Annotated in this window: 17 protein-coding genes; 14 read left to right on the forward strand and 3 right to left on the reverse strand. The window is 70.8% G+C overall.

What is annotated here, in order from left to right; translation table 11 throughout:
• Nucleotides 1–69: 69 nt before the first annotated feature.
• From ACQP2H_RS01955 to ACQP2H_RS01965, 3 genes are all read left to right on the forward strand, one after another.
• Nucleotides 70–651 (forward strand): ArsR/SmtB family transcription factor, encoded by a 582-nt coding sequence (locus ACQP2H_RS01955; RefSeq protein WP_219465835.1) that lies wholly within the window; start codon nucleotides 70–72, stop codon nucleotides 649–651.
• A 176-nt stretch (nucleotides 652–827) separates the two neighbouring features.
• Complete coding sequence (locus tag ACQP2H_RS01960) at nucleotides 828–2165, forward strand: MFS transporter (RefSeq protein WP_363818172.1); 1338 nt, start codon at nucleotides 828–830, stop codon at nucleotides 2163–2165.
• A gap of 33 nt (nucleotides 2166–2198) precedes the next feature.
• Nucleotides 2199–3050, forward strand: a complete 852-nt coding sequence (locus ACQP2H_RS01965) for a menaquinone biosynthetic enzyme MqnA/MqnD family protein (protein WP_219465839.1) — start codon at nucleotides 2199–2201, stop codon at nucleotides 3048–3050.
• A 26-nt stretch (nucleotides 3051–3076) separates the two neighbouring features.
• On the opposite strand, the gene ACQP2H_RS01970 is transcribed toward ACQP2H_RS01965, so the two are convergent.
• Nucleotides 3077–4033 (reverse strand): hypothetical protein, encoded by a 957-nt coding sequence (locus ACQP2H_RS01970; RefSeq protein WP_357532981.1) that lies wholly within the window; start codon nucleotides 4031–4033, stop codon nucleotides 3077–3079.
• Nucleotides 4033–5016: a hypothetical protein gene (locus ACQP2H_RS01975; protein WP_219465841.1), complete on the reverse strand. Its 984-nt coding sequence runs from the start codon at nucleotides 5014–5016 to the stop codon at nucleotides 4033–4035. The genes ACQP2H_RS01970 and ACQP2H_RS01975 overlap by 1 nt, the downstream gene beginning before the upstream one ends.
• A 370-nt stretch (nucleotides 5017–5386) precedes the next feature.
• Between ACQP2H_RS01975 and paaA the strand changes: the two genes are divergently transcribed.
• From paaA to paaE, 5 genes are read left to right on the forward strand one after another with little or no spacing between them, the layout of a single operon-like run.
• Nucleotides 5387–6460: a 1,2-phenylacetyl-CoA epoxidase subunit PaaA gene (paaA, locus tag ACQP2H_RS01980; protein ID WP_219465842.1), complete on the forward strand. Its 1074-nt coding sequence runs from the start codon at nucleotides 5387–5389 to the stop codon at nucleotides 6458–6460.
• The gene (gene paaB, locus ACQP2H_RS01985; RefSeq protein WP_219465848.1) at nucleotides 6457–6768 is read left to right on the forward strand and encodes a 1,2-phenylacetyl-CoA epoxidase subunit PaaB; all 312 of its coding nucleotides are present in this window, start codon (nucleotides 6457–6459) and stop codon (nucleotides 6766–6768) included. Before paaA ends, paaB begins: the two co-directional genes overlap by 4 nt.
• The gene (gene paaC / locus ACQP2H_RS01990) at nucleotides 6765–7496 is read left to right on the forward strand and encodes a 1,2-phenylacetyl-CoA epoxidase subunit PaaC (RefSeq protein WP_433230696.1); all 732 of its coding nucleotides are present in this window, start codon (nucleotides 6765–6767) and stop codon (nucleotides 7494–7496) included. The genes paaB and paaC overlap by 4 nt, the downstream gene beginning before the upstream one ends.
• Before the next feature lie 19 nt (nucleotides 7497–7515).
• The gene (gene paaD, locus ACQP2H_RS01995) at nucleotides 7516–8052 is read left to right on the forward strand and encodes a 1,2-phenylacetyl-CoA epoxidase subunit PaaD (RefSeq protein ID WP_357532986.1); all 537 of its coding nucleotides are present in this window, start codon (nucleotides 7516–7518) and stop codon (nucleotides 8050–8052) included.
• Complete coding sequence (gene paaE, locus ACQP2H_RS02000) at nucleotides 8049–9149, forward strand: 1,2-phenylacetyl-CoA epoxidase subunit PaaE (RefSeq protein ID WP_433230699.1); 1101 nt, start codon at nucleotides 8049–8051, stop codon at nucleotides 9147–9149. Before paaD ends, paaE begins: the two co-directional genes overlap by 4 nt.
• Nucleotides 9150–9353: 204 nt before the next feature.
• On the opposite strand, the gene ACQP2H_RS02005 is transcribed toward paaE, so the two are convergent.
• Nucleotides 9354–9716: a hypothetical protein gene (locus tag ACQP2H_RS02005; RefSeq protein ID WP_433230702.1), complete on the reverse strand. Its 363-nt coding sequence runs from the start codon at nucleotides 9714–9716 to the stop codon at nucleotides 9354–9356.
• A 182-nt stretch (nucleotides 9717–9898) separates the two neighbouring features.
• Here ACQP2H_RS02005 and ACQP2H_RS02010 point away from each other — a divergent pair, with 182 nt between their 5' ends.
• From ACQP2H_RS02010 to mqnC, 6 genes are all read left to right on the forward strand, one after another.
• Complete coding sequence (locus ACQP2H_RS02010) at nucleotides 9899–10747, forward strand: helix-turn-helix domain-containing protein (protein WP_433230704.1); 849 nt, start codon at nucleotides 9899–9901, stop codon at nucleotides 10745–10747.
• 7 nt (nucleotides 10748–10754) lie between these two features.
• On the forward strand, nucleotides 10755–10955 hold the full coding sequence (locus ACQP2H_RS02015; RefSeq protein ID WP_433230706.1) for a DUF397 domain-containing protein: 201 nt from the start codon (nucleotides 10755–10757) through the stop codon (nucleotides 10953–10955).
• 726 nt (nucleotides 10956–11681) lie between these two features.
• On the forward strand, nucleotides 11682–13028 hold the full coding sequence (locus ACQP2H_RS02020) for a hypothetical protein (RefSeq protein WP_219465858.1): 1347 nt from the start codon (nucleotides 11682–11684) through the stop codon (nucleotides 13026–13028).
• Complete coding sequence (locus ACQP2H_RS02025) at nucleotides 13025–13786, forward strand: endonuclease/exonuclease/phosphatase family protein (protein ID WP_357021680.1); 762 nt, start codon at nucleotides 13025–13027, stop codon at nucleotides 13784–13786. Before ACQP2H_RS02020 ends, ACQP2H_RS02025 begins: the two co-directional genes overlap by 4 nt.
• Nucleotide 13787: 1 nt before the next feature.
• Nucleotides 13788–14510: a hypothetical protein gene (locus ACQP2H_RS02030; RefSeq protein ID WP_357532991.1), complete on the forward strand. Its 723-nt coding sequence runs from the start codon at nucleotides 13788–13790 to the stop codon at nucleotides 14508–14510.
• Nucleotides 14511–14670: 160 nt separating this feature from the next.
• A complete protein-coding gene (gene mqnC / locus ACQP2H_RS02035; protein ID WP_433230710.1) occupies nucleotides 14671–15861 on the forward strand; it encodes a cyclic dehypoxanthinyl futalosine synthase in 1191 nt (396 codons plus the stop codon).
• The last annotated feature ends 161 nt before the right edge of the window (nucleotides 15862–16022 follow it).

Raw genomic sequence — 16022 nt, forward strand, 5'->3', positions numbered from 1 at the left:
CCCAATTCCCCGCCCCCGCGTGGCGGCCGGTTGCTGGCCGGGGTCCCGGACAGGCGGGATCATGGGGTCATGACCGAGCCGCACCCCGAGCCGCGCCGGATGACGATCAGCGACCCGCAGGTGATGCGGGCGCTGGCCCACCCGGCCCGGATCGCGATCATGGAGCATCTGAGCACGCGTGCGGGGGGCGGGACGGCCACCGAATTGGCCGAGATCGCCGGGTTGTCGCCGAGTGCGACCAGCTACCACCTGCGGGCGTTGGCGAAGTTCGGCCTGGTCGAGCAGGCACCCAGCCGGGGTGACGCGCGGGAACGGGTGTGGCGCGCGTTCAGCCAGAGCTGGCTGGTCGAGGCCGGGCAGGGGGCCGGCCCGGAGGCGCGGGCCGCCGAACAGGCCCTGGTCGAGGCGCACTCGGCCCGGGACGCCGAGCGGATGCGGACGTGGCTGCGGCACGCTGCCGACGAGCCCGCGGAGTGGTATCGCGGTGCCCTGTTCAGTGACTCGTTGCTGCTGCTCACCGCCGAGGAACTGGCCGGGCTGAACGACGCGGTGATGGCGTTGTTCGAGCCGTACCGGCAGCGGAACCGGTTGGCCGACCCGCCGTCCGACGCCCGCGTCGTCGCGGCCCAGTACCGCACGATCCCCCTCTAGAGGGGCCCGCCCCGCCCCCGGCCCGCCCGCCTCGCCCCTGCGCCGGCCTGGCACGGTCGCCATGTCGCTGATGGTGCGGTATCAGGGCCGTCGAATACCGCTACATCGACGACAAGGAGTTGATCAGCCACGGGTAGGGGTTGCTCCGACCAGTTGTGAAGGATTATTTTCGAAGTATGTCCTTCACGACTGACGCGTCGCGCTGGTCCGACGTCTGGATCGCCGCCACCGCCCGCGGCACCACCATCTGCGGGGACTTCCTCGCCGCCACCGCACTGGCGTTGGCTCTCCAGTCCGCCGGGGCGAGCGGCCTGGCCGTCTCCGGGCTGCTGCTGGCGGCCACCCTGCCGCTGGTGCTCTGCGCGCCGCTGGCCGGCCGGCTCGCCGACCGGGTCGACAGTCGTACCCTGCTGGTCAGCGTCGGGTCGATCCAGGCGGTGATCTGCGTCCTGCTCGCCTTCGCCACGCAACCGGTGGTCGTCATCGGCCTGGTCGCCCTGCTCGCCTGCGGGCTCGCCGTCACCCAGCCCTGCCTGGCGGCGCTGCTGCCGGCGATGGTCCGCCCCGGCGACCTGCCCCGGGCCAGCGCCGTCAGCCAGACCGCCGGCTCGCTCGGCGCACTCGCCGGGCCGGTGCTCGCCGGGCTGCTGGTCGGGGAGTTCGGCACCCGCGTACCGCTGCTGTTGGATGCCGTCAGCTACCTGGCGCTGGTCGGCGCGGGCCTGGCGTTGCGCACCCGGCGGGGCGGCCGGGAGGCGGTGACCGCGACCGTCGGCACCGGTCCCGCCCCGGCCTGGCGGCTGCGCGCGGACCCGTTGATGCTCGCCCTGGTGGTCAGCACGGCGGCGGTGATCACCGCGATCGGCGGCATCAACGTGATCGAGGTGTTCTTCATCCGGGAGACGCTTGACTCCTCGGCCACCGTCTACGGCCTGGTCGGGGCGGCCTGGATGGCCGGCATGCTGCCCGGCAGCTGGCTGGCCGCCCGGGTGGCCCGCCGGCTCACCGACGACGGCGCGCTGGTCCACGGGGTGCTCGCCACGCTCGCCGGGTGCAGCCTGGTCGTGGTGCTCGCGGCGACCGTCCCGACGGCGGCGCTGCTGGTGCCGCTCTGGCTGATCGGCGGCGCGGCCAACGGCGGTGACAACGTCTTCGCCAATGTGCTGACCGCCCGGCGGGTGCCCGAGCCGCTGCGCGCCCGCGCGTACGCCGTCATCGGCGCGGCGGTCCAGGGCGGCTCCATGGCCGGCTACCTGATCGGCGGCGCGCTGCTGGCGGTGCTCCCCCCGCGCCCGCTGATCGCCGCCGCCGGGATCGCCGGCCTGCTGGTGGTGCTGGCGTTCGTGCCGGTGGTCACCCGGGCGGTGCGTCACTCCCGCTCCGGCCCGGGCACACCGACGTGGAGCGGGGACGGGCCGCCGCTGTCGGAGGCCGCCGGACCGCCCCCGGTCGGGGCAGGCCCTCCGACGAGGGGAGACGGTGCGGGGTTGACCACTCCCCGGGCCTCCCGATGAGCTGCCCCGGACCGGCGGGGATACGGTCGGGTCATGGCTGAGCGCGTGGCACGTCCCCGGGTCGGGCACATCCAGTTCCTCAACTGCCTGCCGATCTACTGGGGGCTGATGCGCTCCGGCGCGCTGCTCGACGTCGACCTGCACAAGGACTCGCCGGACCGGCTCAGCGCCGCACTGGTCGCCGGTGACCTGGACATCGGCCCGATCTCCCAGGTGGAATACCTGCGGCACGCCGACGAGCTGTTGCTCCTGCCGGACCTCGCGGTGGGCAGCGACGGGCCGGTGCTCTCGGTCAACGTGGTCTCCACCAGGCCGCTGGCCGAGCTGGACGGCGGGCGGGTCGCCCTCGGCTCGACCTCGCGTACCGGGGTGCTGCTGGCCCAGCTCCTGCTCGCCGACCGGTACGGCGTCCACCCGGAGTACTTCCGCTGCCCGCCGGACCTGACCCAGATGCTGCTGGAGGCCGACGCCGGGGTGCTCATCGGTGACGTGGCGCTACGCGCCCTCTACGAGGCGCCCCGTCGGGGGTTGGCGGTGACCGACCTCGGGCAGGCGTGGCGGGAGTGGACCGGGCTGCCGATGGTCTTCGCCGTCTGGGCGGTCCGCCGGGACTTCGCCGCCGCCCACCCGGGCCTGGTCAAGGAGGTGCACGAGGCGTTCCTGCGGTCCCGTGACCTGTGCCTGGCCGAGCTGGACCAGGTGGCCGAGGCGGCGGCCCGGTGGGAACCGTTCGACGCGGCGACGCTGGCCACGTACTTCCGTGCCCTCGACTTCTCGTTGGGCGCGCGGCAGGTCGCCGGCCTGCGCGAGTTCGCCCGTCGGGCGGCGGCGACCGGCGAGGCCCCCGCCCTGCCCGACGGCGGCCCGGAGTTCTTCGCCGGCTGAGCGCACCGGCCCCGGACCGCCCCCGGTCAGGTGGCGGGTTGGAGCAGCGCCTCGGTGATCTTCTGGCAGTTCTTCATGCCGTATTCGTAGCCCAGGTTGATCGGGTAGCGGACCATCACGCCCATCGTCCAGGTGTCGCCGATGGCCAGGCAGTTGATGTGCATCTCCTGCTCGCGGGTCCGGTCGATCCAGCCGTTCTTGATGGCGATCTTCTTCTGCTCGGCCGCCGGGAACGCCTTACGGATGCCGAAGTCGCCCGAGCCCCGGACCAGCTTCATCTCGTTGAGCAGCCACTTGGTCCACGTGGGGCCGGCGGCGCGGCCGTCGGCGATGCAGTTGCCGAGGCGGGCGGTGTCGCGGGGGGAGAGGTTGGTCCGGCTCCAGCCGCCGTCGGCGGACACGCTGCTGTCGGTGAGCTTGCAGATCGAGATCAGCCGCTTGATCGAGGCCGACCGGCCGACACCGTTGTAGAACTGCTCGGCCCGGGTGTTGTCGCTGTCCCGGATGATCCGGGTGGCGTCGGCGAGCTTGGCGTCGCTCGGGGTCTGCCCGGCGTCGGCGGCCCGACGTAGGTAGTCGGCGACGATCCACGACTTGATCAGCGAGGCGGTGGTGCTGGTCTCGCCCATGTTGTCCGAGCCGATGATCTTGCCGGTGCGGCGGTCCAGCACGCTCCAGGCGTACCAGCCCCGGAGGTTGAGGTCGAGGTCCCGGTCGGCGAAGGGCAGCGGCGTCAGCGAACGGGTCGAGGACGGTGCCGGGGTGGGCAGTTCGGGGCGGTTGTGCCGGTCGGCTGCCCCGTCGGAGCGCGGTGCGGCGGACGAGTCACCCCAGTGCGAGGCGGCGGTGGATTCCAGCGGCGAGCCGGGCAGCAGCCGCAGCGAGACCAGCACCAGGCCGACCAGGATCGCGGCCACAGCGATCAGCTTCACCGGCTGGCTGTCGTGCCGACCACGGCGGTTGCTCCGCCGGCTGCCCGCCATCAGAGCTTCCCGACCGGCTGCGGCACCTTGAGTGCGGCACCGGGCTGCGGGGTGACCAGTTGGGTGGTGACGCTGGCGCACACCTTCGCGCCGTAACTCAACGGCTGTTTGATCGAGTAGCGCATCATCACGGCGAGGCTCCACTTGTCGGTGACGGCGAGGCAGCTGACGTGCCAGTTGGCGTCGTAGCTGAGGGCGGTCCAGCCGTTCTTCATGGCGACCGGGCCCTGCGACTTGATCGCGGCGGGCAGCCCGTCGATGATGCCCCACCGGCCACCGCCGGAGCGGGCTTGCTGCTTGGTGACGCTGCCCTGGACGTGAGCCATCTCGTTGAGCACCCACTTGGTCCAGATGGGTCCGGCGGCCCGGCCGTCGGCGATGCAGTCACCGAGCCGGGTGGCGTCGCGGGGGGACATCCGGGTGAAACTCCACCAACCCTCGTAGCCGGGGACGTTGCCGCGCTTGGTGTCGGTGAGGCCGCAGATGCTGATGGCCCGCTTGAGCACCGGGCTGGGCTGGCCGTTGCCCAGCGCCCGGTACGACCCACCGGCCGCCGCGTAGAGCCGGTTGGCCGCGTCGTCGTTGCTGTCCCGGATGGCCAGGCTGGCGTTCTTCTTCATCGCCGCCGATGGCGTCCGCTTGTCGAGCTGGCGCAGGTAGTCGGAGACGATCCAGACCTTGAACATCGACTCGGTGGAGCTGGTCGAGGTCATGTTCTTGGAACCGGAGATCTGGTCGGTCTCGCGCTCCATCAGGGCCCAGCTGAAGAACGACCCCTGGAAGTCCACCGCCACCGGGCCGGCGGCGAGGGTGAGGGCCGGTGGCGGGGTGGGCGCGGGGGCGGGCACCTTCTCCGCCGCGCCGCCGCCGATGCCGCCTGCCACGTCGTCGCCGGAGAGTTCGGCGTAGGCGGCCGGGACCAGTAGGCCGGCGCCGAGCAGCACCGCCATGACGGCGAGCACCATGATCACGCGAGATCGCATGAGTTGGGTGAACTCCAGATGTCAGGGCCGGGGGGCCGGCTGTTTCCGAGGGTGTCGGCTCGATCGCCAGGCCGGGGGACGGTGGCCTATGTCGTGGTGGCGATCGTCGGCAGCCGATCGGTGGTGACCGGGGAAGTCTACGTCCGGACAGCCGACGCGCCAGAATCCGACGCACGGCAAACTGCCGGTAAGTCGAGATAAAGGCACGATATGCGGCAGTTGGGGGCATTCATCTTTGATCAGTGACCTAACTCATAGTCACAGGGGTGCCCTGGTGTCGACCGGGAGCATCCGCCTGGTGACGGAGGGGCTTACTCAAATCCTGTTACACCCTCTGGTGTCATGGGCGGCGAGCTGTAACACTTGGCGAATGTATGGCAACGACTTCGTCCCGCAGGAGGACGCGCCCGGCGGTGGCCTGCTCGGTCAGGTCGAGGCCGCCGAGGTGGCGCTGCGTGAGGCGGCGGCCCGCAGTCGGGAGGGTGCCGCCGCGCCCGGCGAGGATCCGGCGGCGTACTTCGCCGACGTGATCGACGCCGACCAGAAGATCGAACCGCGTGACTGGATGCCCGACGCCTACCGTCGGACCCTGGTCCGGCAGATCGCCCAGCACGCCCACTCGGAGATCATCGGCATGCAGCCGGAGGGGAACTGGATCAGCCGGGCCCCCTCCCTCAAACGCAAGGCCATCCTGCTGGCCAAGGTGCAGGACGAGGCCGGTCACGGCCTCTACCTCTACGCCGCCGCCGAGACCCTGGGCGTCAGCCGGGACGAGCTGGTGGAGCTGCTGCTCGACGGCCGGCAGAAGTACAGCTCGATCTTCAACTACCCCACCCTCACCTGGGCCGACGTGGGCGCGATCGGCTGGCTGGTGGACGGCGCGGCGATCGTCAACCAGGTCCCGCTGTGCCGCTGCTCCTACGGGCCGTACGCGCGGGCGATGATCCGGGTCTGCAAGGAGGAGTCCTTCCACCAGCGGCAGGGCTTCGAGATCCTGCACACCCTGTCGCACGGCACCCCGGCACAGCGGGCGATGGCGCAGGACGCGCTCGACCGCTGGTGGTATCCGTCACTGGCGATGTTCGGCCCGCCGGACGGTGACTCCACCCACTCCGCCCAGTCCATGGCCTGGAAGATCAAGCGGTTCTCCAACGACGAGCTGCGGCAACGCTTCGTCGACATGTGCGTGCAGCAGGCGGAGATCCTCGGCCTCACCATCCCCGACCCCGACCTGCGTTGGAACGAGACGCGGCAGGCGTACGACTTCACCCAGCCGGACTACGACGAGCTGATGCGGGTGATCAAGGGGGAGGGCCCGTGCAACCGGCAGCGGATGGAACACCGCCGCCGCGCGCACGCCGACGGCGCGTGGGTCCGTGAGGCGGCCACGGCGTACGCGGCGAAGCAGCGGGCCGAGTCGCAGCGGGAGAAGGTGGCCGCGTGAGCGCGCCCGGTGAACCGCCCCGGACCCCGGTGACCTCGCCGCTGTGGGAGGTCTTCGTCCGGGCCCGCCGTGGGTTGTCGCACACCCACGTCGGCAGCCTGCACGCCCCCGACGCCGAGCTGGCCCTGCGCAACGCCCGGGACCTCTACACCCGCCGGCAGGAGGGCGTCTCCATCTGGGTGGTGCCGGCCGGCGCGATCACCGCGTCCAGCCCCGACGAGAAGGACGCCTTCTTCGACCCTGCCGCCGACAAGGTCTACCGCCACCCCACCTTCTACGAGGTGCCGGACGGGGTGGACCACCTGTGAAGGGTCCTCTCGACTTCACCCTCGCCCTCGCCCTCGGCGACGACGCGCTGGTGGCCGCCCAGCGGCTCGGCGAGTGGGCCACCCGCGCCCCCGAGATGGAGGAAGACATCGCGCTGGCCAACATCGCCCTCGACCAGCTCGGCGCGGCCCGCCTCCTGCTGTCGTACGCGGGTGAGCTGGAGGGCGCCGGCCGGGACGAGGACGCGTTGGCGTTCCTGCGCGACGACCGGGAGTTCCGCAACTGCCTGCTGGTCGAGCTGCCCAACGGCGACTTCGCGGTGACCATGGTGAAGCTGCTGCTGCTCGCGGCCTACCAGCTGCCGCTCTACACCGCGCTGGCCGGATGCGCCGACGAGCGGCTCGCCGCGATCGGGGCCAAGGCCCGCAAGGAGTCCGCCTACCATCTGGACCACTCCGCGTTGTGGGTGAAGCGGCTCGGCGACGGCACCGACGAGTCGCACCGCCGCGCCCAGGCCGCGGTGGACCAGCTCTGGCCGTACCACCACGAGCTGTTCACGGCGGACCCGGCGGCCCCGGTCGACCCGGCCACCCTGCGGGCCGACTTCGACGCCGTGGTCTCCCCGGTGCTGGCCGAGGCCACCCTGACCCGGCCGGCGACCGGCTGGACGCCGGGCGGTGGGCGGGACGGCGTGCACACCGAGCACCTGTCCTTCCTGTTGGCCGAGATGCAGGTGCTGCACCGCGCGCACCCCGGGGCGCAGTGGTGAGCGGGTCGGAGCGGCGGCGGTGACCGATCCCAGGGCGGCCGTGGCGGCGGTGGTGGACCCGGAGATCCGGGTGATCACCATCGACGAGCTGGGCATCCTGCGGGCGGTCGACGAGGATCCGACGACCGGCCGGGTGCTCGTCACGATCACCCCCACCTACACCGGCTGCCCGGCGATGGACGTGATCCGGGCCGACATCCGGCGGGCCCTCGCGGTCGCCGGGCATCCCGACGCCGAGGTCCGGACGGTCTTCAGCCCGGCCTGGAGCACGGACTGGATCTCCGCCAAGGGCCGGGCGAAGCTCGCCGCCGCCGGCATCGCCCCACCTCCGATGGTCGGCCCGGTCGGCGGCGGCCCTGCCCCGGTCGGCTCGGTCGGCGGCAGGCCCGCCCCGGGCCGACCGCCCGGGGTGGTGCCGCTGACCCTGACCGTCCGCTGCCCGCGCTGCGGATCACCGGAGACGGAGCAGGTCAGCCGGTTCGGCTCCACCGCGTGCAAGGCGCTCTGGCGCTGCCGTTCCTGCTCCGAACCCTTCGACCACCTGAAGGCGCTGTGACTGTCACCATCACCCGCCCGGTCCGTCGCCGGCCGGCTTTCCATCCGCTCGCGGTCAGCGCCGTCGACCGGCTCACCGACGACGCCGTGGCGATCACCTTCGCGGTGCCCGAGGAGCTGCGGGCGACGTTCGCGTTCGCCGCCGGCCAGTACCTGACCGTCCGCCTGCCCGCCGGTGCGGACGTGCGGCGGTCGTACTCGATCTGCTCCACACCCGACGACCTGGCCCGGCACGGGCGGTTGCGGATCGGGGTGCGGGAGATCCCCGGCGGCGCGTTCTCCAGCTACGCCTGCGGCGCGCTGCGGCACGGCGACACCGTCGACGTGCTGCCCCCGCTGGGACACTTCACCACCGCGTTCGCGCCGGACCGGGTGCGGCACTACGGCGCGGTGGTCGCCGGCTCCGGCATCACCCCGGTGCTCGCGCTGGTCGCGACCGCCCTGGCCGTCGAGCCGGCCAGCACCTTCACCCTGGTGTACGGCAACCGCACGGCCAACACGGTGATGTTCGCCGAGGAGTTGGCCGACCTGAAGGACCGCTACCCGACCCGGCTGCACCTGGTGCACGTGCTCTCCCGGGAGCAGGGCGAGTCGCCGCTGCTGTCCGGCCGGATCGACGCCGACCGGCTGGGCCGGCTGCTGGACACCATCGTGCCCGGCGACGTGATCTCCGAGTGGTTCCTCTGTGGCCCCTACCAGCTGGTGCTGGACGCGAAGGCGGTGCTGACCGGTCCGGGCCGGCCGGAGTCGACGGTGCACACCGAGCTGTTCCACGTCGACGCCCCACCGGAGCCGGTCCGCCGGGCCGACCCGTCGGCGGGTGGCGCGGAGGTGACGATCGTGCTGGACGGCCGGTCGTCGCGGTTCACCATGGGCCCGGACGAGCGGGTGCTGGACGCGGCGCTCAAGGTACGCGGCGAGCTGCCGTACGCCTGCAAGGGCGGGGTCTGTTCGACCTGCCGGGCGAAGGTGGTGTCCGGTGCGGTGACGATGGCCCGCAACTATGCGCTGGAGCCGGACGAGGTGGCCGCCGGGTACGTGCTGACCTGCCAGTCCACCCCGACCACCGACGCGCTGACTGTCGACTACGACGGATAGCGCTGTGGGCCGGTGGACCGAGGCCCGGCCCGGCCCGGCCCGGCTCGATCTCGGTTCGCGGTTGGCGATCGGCGCGCCGAGGTCCGGCATGTCCCGCCCTGGCCGGCGGGTCTGATGTCTGGTGCGGGTCCTGTCGAGCTGATGACGTTAGCGACTCACCCGGGATCAGCCGGTTTGCGCCGGTTTGGCCCTTGCGGCGACCGGTCATTCGGTGCGGAGGTGGGCGGTCCAGTAGGTGAGGTCGGAGTGGTGCTCGGTGAGGGCGACCCGTTCGCCGCAGGCTTCCTCGATCAACTTGACCGCCTCGTCCAGGTGCGGCGGGTTGCCGTCCCAGTCCTCGTCGCGGAACAGTTGCAGCCCGACCTCGCCCCGGTCGTCGCCGAGGGCCTGCGCCGCGTCGGGTGACACCAGCACCACCGTGTAGCGGGCGGCCTCCCGCTCGGCCTCGCTCGGCGGCTCCGGCTCGTCCCGCCTGCGCCGCCGGAACCGCTCGACCACCGACGGGATCGGACCGGGCGAGTCGTCCGGATCGTACGGCCGCAGCCAGGCGGGCTGGGGAATCTGCATGACGGCCTCCACGCTGTGCACGGTCGATAGCAACGTTGCTGCTCATGCTTGCGCGAGATCGAGCGAGAGTCAATACTCAACGTCACTGCCCATGTCGCCACGGTGATGGTGTGGCGGCTCGGCCGCTCGTTGCTGCCGAGATCGTCGCTCGGGCGGGTTACGGTGCGATCGGGAGGATCAGCATGGCCAAGGCGAGTCAACCCACGGTGGTCGGCCGGGGGCTCGGTGGAGAACTGCGTGAGCTGCGGGACGCTCGTCGCCTGGCGCAACGGCGGGTGGCCATCCGGCTCGGCTGGCAACCGTCCAAACTGTCCCGGATCGAGAACGGCATCCAGGGCGTCTCGGCCGCCGACGTCGCGTCCCTGCTGGTGATCTACGGGGTCACCGGGGAGGCCCGCAAGCGGCTGCTCGGGATGGCCGAGCGGTCGGCCGAGGTCGGCTGGTGGGAGGCGATCGGCGGGCTCTCCGAGGAGTCGCGCACCCTGATCCAGCTGGAGGCGGAGGCGACCGCCATCGTCAACTGGCAACCGATGCTGGTGCCAGGTCTGTTGCAGACCGCGGACTACGCCCAGGCGGTGATGGTCGGCTGTGGGGTGCCGTCCGACGAGGCGCAGGGGCGGGTGGCCGCCCGGCTCGGCCGGCAGGCGGTCCTGACCCGGCCAGCCCCGCCGACCCTGCACGTGTTGCTCGACGAGATGGTGCTGCGCCGGGCACTCGGCGGCCCTCGGGTGATGGCCCGGCAACTGCGGCACCTGGCGGAGGCGGCCGACCGGCCGGGCCTGACCCTGCGGGTGGTACCGCTGGCCGTGGGCGGGCACACCGGCCTGGACGGGTCGTTCGCGCTCTTCGACTTTCCGCGCAACCGGTCGGTGGTCTTCCTCGACCACAAGCTGACCGGGCTGTTCCTGGAGGAGGCTGCGCAGGTGGCGCACTTCCGGCGGGAGGTGGATAGGCTGGCGGAGGCGGCACTGAGCCCCGTCGATTCGGTGGAACTCGTTGCGCGGTACGCAACGGAGCACGAGCGAGAGTGAGCCTCGGATGATCATCCCCGACTTTTCCGGTGTGAGCTGGCGTAAGTCGACCCGTAGCGGCTCCAACGCCGACTGTGTCGAGGTGGCCGGGGTGGCTCGGGTGGTGGGCATACGCGATTCGAAGGATCCGGCGGGGCCGGTGCTGGTTTTCGAGCGCCGGTCGTGGGCCGCGTTCGTCGCCGGCCTGCCGGTGCGTTCTGGGTTCTGACGCCGGCTGTGGGCGGTTGAGGGGTGGGGGTGCGTGATCACATTGCTGTTTCGCGCATCTTCGTCGGCGTGTCTTCTCCCTTTCGCAATCGGATCTTGATTTCTGGGGCGGGGCGGCGGTGTCGGCGGACGAAGGTCGGGTGGATGGTGCGCCGTTCCGGGCAGTCGAACTGATCGTGGGAGCTGCCGGCCACCGGTCGACGCGACCGAGGCGAAGCCGGCCGACCGCTGACCTGCCAGGCCAGCCCGGTGACCGAGGCGCTGACGGTCGACTACGACGGGTGACGGTGGGCAGGTCGGTGTCGGGTCCCGGTGGGCGGTCTGTCCCGCCGCCCAACGCAGTGGTGACCGGGCTCGGATCCTGGGATTGACGGAGCCACCCGGGTGTCGGTTTGGAGACAACCCATGCGTCTGGTGGGTCGGCCGGGCCATGGATGTGGCAGCCGGGGTGTACGACTGAGAGACGGCCGTCACGCCCATTGCCGCTGATCGAGAATGGTCTGCCGGCGTAACGGGCCGGGACGGTAGAGCCGGCGTGTCCGGTCTCCGGCGGCGAAAATCAGATCGGCGTACACATGTCAACAGTGGTGAAGAACCATGCCCGTTCGGTCATTCCTGCCCCGTACCCTCGCACGATGTTTTTCATTGACGCGTCTCGCTAGGGTTTTCCGGCAATCAAACGCTGTGTCCCAAGGCGCACACTCTGGGCGATGTGATCGGAGAGCGCGTGACGCTGAGTGAGAAGACGGCCCGTGGCAACGAGCCGTTGTCGGCGCTTGAACCTCAGCGTGAGACCGCAGGCCCGACTCGTGGCCGGCTCCGGAGCCTCGGACGGCGGATAGCCGATCTGGGTCCCTTCGCGCTCATCTTCGCGACGTACAGCCTTCTGGTCGATCACCTGCCCAATCAGTGGTTCAGCCAGGACTGGGTGCGTTATGCCTTTGCCGTGCTGGCCGCCCTCTGTATGGGGATCGCCCTCAAATGGCTCGTCCAGCGACCGGGGCTACAGAGATTCGTGGGCCCCTCGTTGGCTGCCGGCACGATGCTGCCCGGGGCCCGGGAACCGCGGCCGAGGTCGTTCGTCTCCGCACGGCAGATCATGGAGGGCACCCGGAGCCGGCTGATGGCCGATCTGCGTACCGCCAGCGGGACCCGGGGTGAGGTCTTCGGGTGGTCGCAGTTCATGGGGGAGCAGGTCCCGCCGAGCGCCATCGGGACGTCGTACGGCCTTCGTATCGCCCTCGCACTGGACCTCAGGGAGGCGCGGCTCGACCGCCGGCGGTTGGTGGACAACGTGGTGGCGCTGCAACGGCCGGCAGGGGGTTGGGTCGCCCGCTCCCAACAGGACGTCGCCCGACCGGAAGTCACGGCATGGGTGCTCACCGCACTCGTACGAACCGGCCTGGATCCCGCCATCCGCTCCGAGTTGGTGGGACAACTCGAACGCATGATGACGCCGGAGGTCGACGGTGTCGGCTGGCAGCGCGTGACGGTTCTCAGCTCGGCGATCTCGGCGCTCGCCGAGGTTGCGCCCGCCTCGGCCAAGCTCGATGAGTTGACGACCCACCTGGTGGAGGGCGCCGTCCGGCAGCAGGCGGAGGGGGAGCCGGCCTGCATGGCCTGGGGCATGACGGTGAACCACGGGAGTGCGCCATCCGTACCGCACACCGCGAGAGCCGTGGTGGCTCTCCGCAAGGCGGCTCAGGCGGTTCGCGGTGACCGACGGGAGAAGCTCGACGAGTGTGTGGACGCGGGCATCGAATGGCTGATCCGAAACTCCCACTACGACGTCACTGACGAGCAGCTACGGCGGTTGACCAGTGCGGGCGACGCGATGGACACCATCATCGTCGGCCACTTCACGCCGGCCTGGGTGGCGCGGGCGCTCATGTGTCGCGCGGTCGATGAGCGGCGCCTGCCGCACCTGCAGCAGGCGGTCAGGGCAGTGCTCGACCTTCAAGAGAATGGGGTGTGGAAGTGGAAAGAGGAGCGAAAGGAGCCCACGTGGATGACCTATCAGGGGGTGCTGGTCGTACGGGACTACTCGATGCTGAATCTGCCCTGGCCACCTTGACCGATCGGATCCGGGTCGCGACCTGGAACGTCCGGGAGGGATTGCCCGCCGCCAGTGACGACGTGACCCGTCGGCCGGAGGCGCTGGCCGAGATGGTCGATCTCGTCGACGAGTTCGACATCGACGTGCTTGCCCTGCAGGAGGTGGACTTCACGACCGAGGGCGAGTCGGAGGTCCTGTCGGCGCTGCTCACCAGAACGGCGTTGCAGTATGCGGCCACCCTGCCGCTCTCCGAGTCGTCGTTCGAGCAGGGCAAGCGGGCGGGTGTCGCCATCGCCAGCCGCTACCCGGTCAGCCGGATCGGTGGAGTCGTGCTGCCCAACCCGCAGCTCTCCGCCACCAGGGGCCGCACCGTCATGGCGCTGCACGACAAGGGAATGGTGTCCTGCACGCTCGATTTCGGGTTTACCGAGGTGACCGTCGCCTCGCTGCATTCATTCCCCTTCCACCGGTTCGGTCGGGACGCTCGCGAGCCGGCGTTCTCCGGAATATGGAAGTCGGTGTCGGCAGCCCTGCCCCGGTCCGTCAGCGGGCAGGTCGTCATCTGTGGTGACTTCAACACGGAGGATCGCGACCTGGTGCTGGGCTCGATGGCGAGCCCGATGGTGCGGGCGTTCGGCGAGATGGCGACGCACAACGGGATGGCGATCGACGACATTCTCTTCTCGGCCGACCTGTCGCGAGGTGCCGAGCCAAAGCTGGTGAGCAATTTCTCGGATCACGAACTATGTGTGGTGGATCTCGTGTCGAGGTGGTGACATGTCGTCGCTCGTGCTGGACACAAACTCGATGTCGGCTGTTGAGCGGCAGATCATGGCGGCACTCGCCGGCAGTGCGGGGCAGCCGTCCGGGCCCGCCATCAGCATCCTGCGAGGGCTGGGCCGGCCGGAACGGTTGAGTGCCCTGCTCACCGAGTTGCTGGACGACGACTCCCGCGCGGACGCGGTGGCCGCTCGTTCGCATCCGCATGCTCTCGGCTTCGACAAGTTCATTCTGGCTACCTTCGGTGAATTCGGCCAGTTGCGCATGCACGTCTGGTGGCCTGGGCGGCCCAGGATGCGCGAGCATGTCCACGATCACCGCTTCGACTTTTCCTCGGTGGTGGTCGCCGGTCGACTCGACTGCCGCTACTACCACCCGGCCAGGAGCGGAGCGGTCCTCACCCGCTACCGGGAGTCGAGCCGGGATGGCGAGTCCGCCTGGCGTTTCGACCTCGTGGACATGGTGTCCGTACGGGAGACCCTGGCAGTCCAACTCACACCGGGCTCGTCCTACTCGATGCCGTACGACCTGCTGCACCGGGTGGAGGCGGCGTCGACCACCACCGTCACCCTCATGCTCCAGGGACGGCTGTCGCGTGACTGGTCGTCGGTCCTGGTGGACACCACCGAGACAGTGCCGGCGCGGGTGGGTCGGCGCACCTTCGACACCGAGGAGATGCGTGGCAGGTTGATGGCGCTGAGAAGTCATCTCGCCGCCTGAAGGCGTGCGGAGCCACGGGCGGGTCACCCGGACGGGCCCGACGGCCAGCGCCGGGCGAGGTGGGTGGGCCTCCCGGCGCGTACCGGGTGCCGGTGGGGTGCTGGTCACCCGTCGCCGGTGCTGTGCGGAACCGGAGGGCTGCCCGGCGTACGCTCGGGATGTGACGGCGAACCGGGAGATCGACGACATCCTGCAACGTGGCGCGGACGGCGGGCGGATCACGCCCGAGGAGGCGCTGCTGCTCTACACCGAGGCGCCCTTCCACGCGTTGGGCGAAGCGGCGGACGCGGTACGCCGGCGGCGCTACCCGGACAACGTCGTCACCTACCTGATCGACCGCAACATCAACTACACCAACGTCTGCGTGACGGCGTGCAAGTTCTGCGCCTTCTACCGGGCCCCCAAGCACGCCGAGGGGTGGACCCACCCGACCGAGGAGATCCTGCGTCGCTGCGGCGAGGCGGTCGAGCTGGGCGCCACCCAGGTCATGCTCCAGGGCGGCCACCACCCGGACTACGGGGTGGAGTACTACGAGGAGCTGTTCTCCTCGGTCAAGAAGGCGTACCCGCAGCTCGCGATCCACTCGATCGGGCCGAGCGAGATCCTGCACATGGCCAAGGTCTCCCAGGTGAGCCTGGACGAGGCCATCGCCCGGATCAAGGCCGCCGGGCTGGACTCGATCGCCGGCGCCGGTGCCGAGATGCTGCCGGACCGGCCGCGCAAGGCGATCGCCCCGCTGAAGGAGTCCGGCGCGCGCTGGCTGGAGGTCATGGAGCTGGCCCACCGGCAGGGCCTGGAGTCCACCGCGACGATGATGATGGGCACCGGCGAGACCAACGCCGAGCGGATCGAGCACCTGCGGATGATCCGCGACGTGCAGGACCGCACCCGGGGGTTCCGGGCGTTCATCCCGTGGACCTACCAGCCGGAGAACAACCACCTCAAGGGCCGCACCCAGGCCACCACCCTGGAATACCTGCGTCTGGTGGCGGTGGCCCGGCTCTTCTTCGAGACCGTGCCGCACCTGCAGGCGTCCTGGCTGACCACCGGCAAGGACGTCGGCCAGCTCGCCCTGCACATGGGGGTCGACGACCTCGGCTCGATCATGCTGGAGGAGAACGTCATCTCCTCGGCGGGCGCCCGGCACCGGTCCAACCTGCACGAGCTGATCGGCATGATCCGCTCGGCCGACCGGATCCCGGCCCAGCGGGACACCCTCTACCGGCGGCTGGCGGTGCACCACACCCCCGCCGACGATCCGACCGACGACCGGGTGGTCTCGCACTTCTCCTCGATCGCCATGCCCGGTGGCGGGGCCGGCCGTTCCCTGCCGCTCGTCGAGGCCCGCTGACCCCGATCGTCACGCAGGGCCACCTGATCGGGCTTTCCGGGTGACTGGCTGATCGGGTTCGGGTGGTCGGCCCGGGGGATATTCGTGGTCGCCGTTCGGGCGAGGTGGCAGGGGACCAGCCACCACAAGACGCAGCAATTCCGGCAGGACGCGGCGCGTTG

Origin of the sequence: Micromonospora sp. CA-248260 (genome assembly GCF_050942205.1) — a bacterium.
GTDB lineage: Bacteria > Actinomycetota > Actinomycetes > Mycobacteriales > Micromonosporaceae > Micromonospora > Micromonospora antibiotica.

Excerpts from the sequence above, each read along its gene's own strand:
- ACQP2H_RS01955 (WP_219465835.1), top strand. The coding sequence starts at position 70 with ATGACCGAGCCGCACCCCGAGCCGCGCCGGATGACGATCAGCGACCCG.
- ACQP2H_RS01960 (WP_363818172.1), top strand. The coding sequence starts at position 828 with ATGTCCTTCACGACTGACGCGTCGCGCTGGTCCGACGTCTGGATCGCC.
- ACQP2H_RS01965 (WP_219465839.1), top strand. The coding sequence starts at position 2,199 with ATGGCTGAGCGCGTGGCACGTCCCCGGGTCGGGCACATCCAGTTCCTC.
- ACQP2H_RS01970 (WP_357532981.1), bottom strand. The coding sequence starts at position 4,033 with ATGGCGGGCAGCCGGCGGAGCAACCGCCGTGGTCGGCACGACAGCCAG.
- ACQP2H_RS01975 (WP_219465841.1), bottom strand. The coding sequence starts at position 5,016 with ATGCGATCTCGCGTGATCATGGTGCTCGCCGTCATGGCGGTGCTGCTC.
- paaA (WP_219465842.1), top strand. The coding sequence starts at position 5,387 with ATGTATGGCAACGACTTCGTCCCGCAGGAGGACGCGCCCGGCGGTGGC.
- ACQP2H_RS02005 (WP_433230702.1), bottom strand. The coding sequence starts at position 9,716 with ATGCAGATTCCCCAGCCCGCCTGGCTGCGGCCGTACGATCCGGACGAC.
- ACQP2H_RS02010 (WP_433230704.1), top strand. The coding sequence starts at position 9,899 with ATGGCCAAGGCGAGTCAACCCACGGTGGTCGGCCGGGGGCTCGGTGGA.
- ACQP2H_RS02015 (WP_433230706.1), top strand. The coding sequence starts at position 10,755 with ATGATCATCCCCGACTTTTCCGGTGTGAGCTGGCGTAAGTCGACCCGT.
- ACQP2H_RS02030 (WP_357532991.1), top strand. The coding sequence starts at position 13,788 with ATGTCGTCGCTCGTGCTGGACACAAACTCGATGTCGGCTGTTGAGCGG.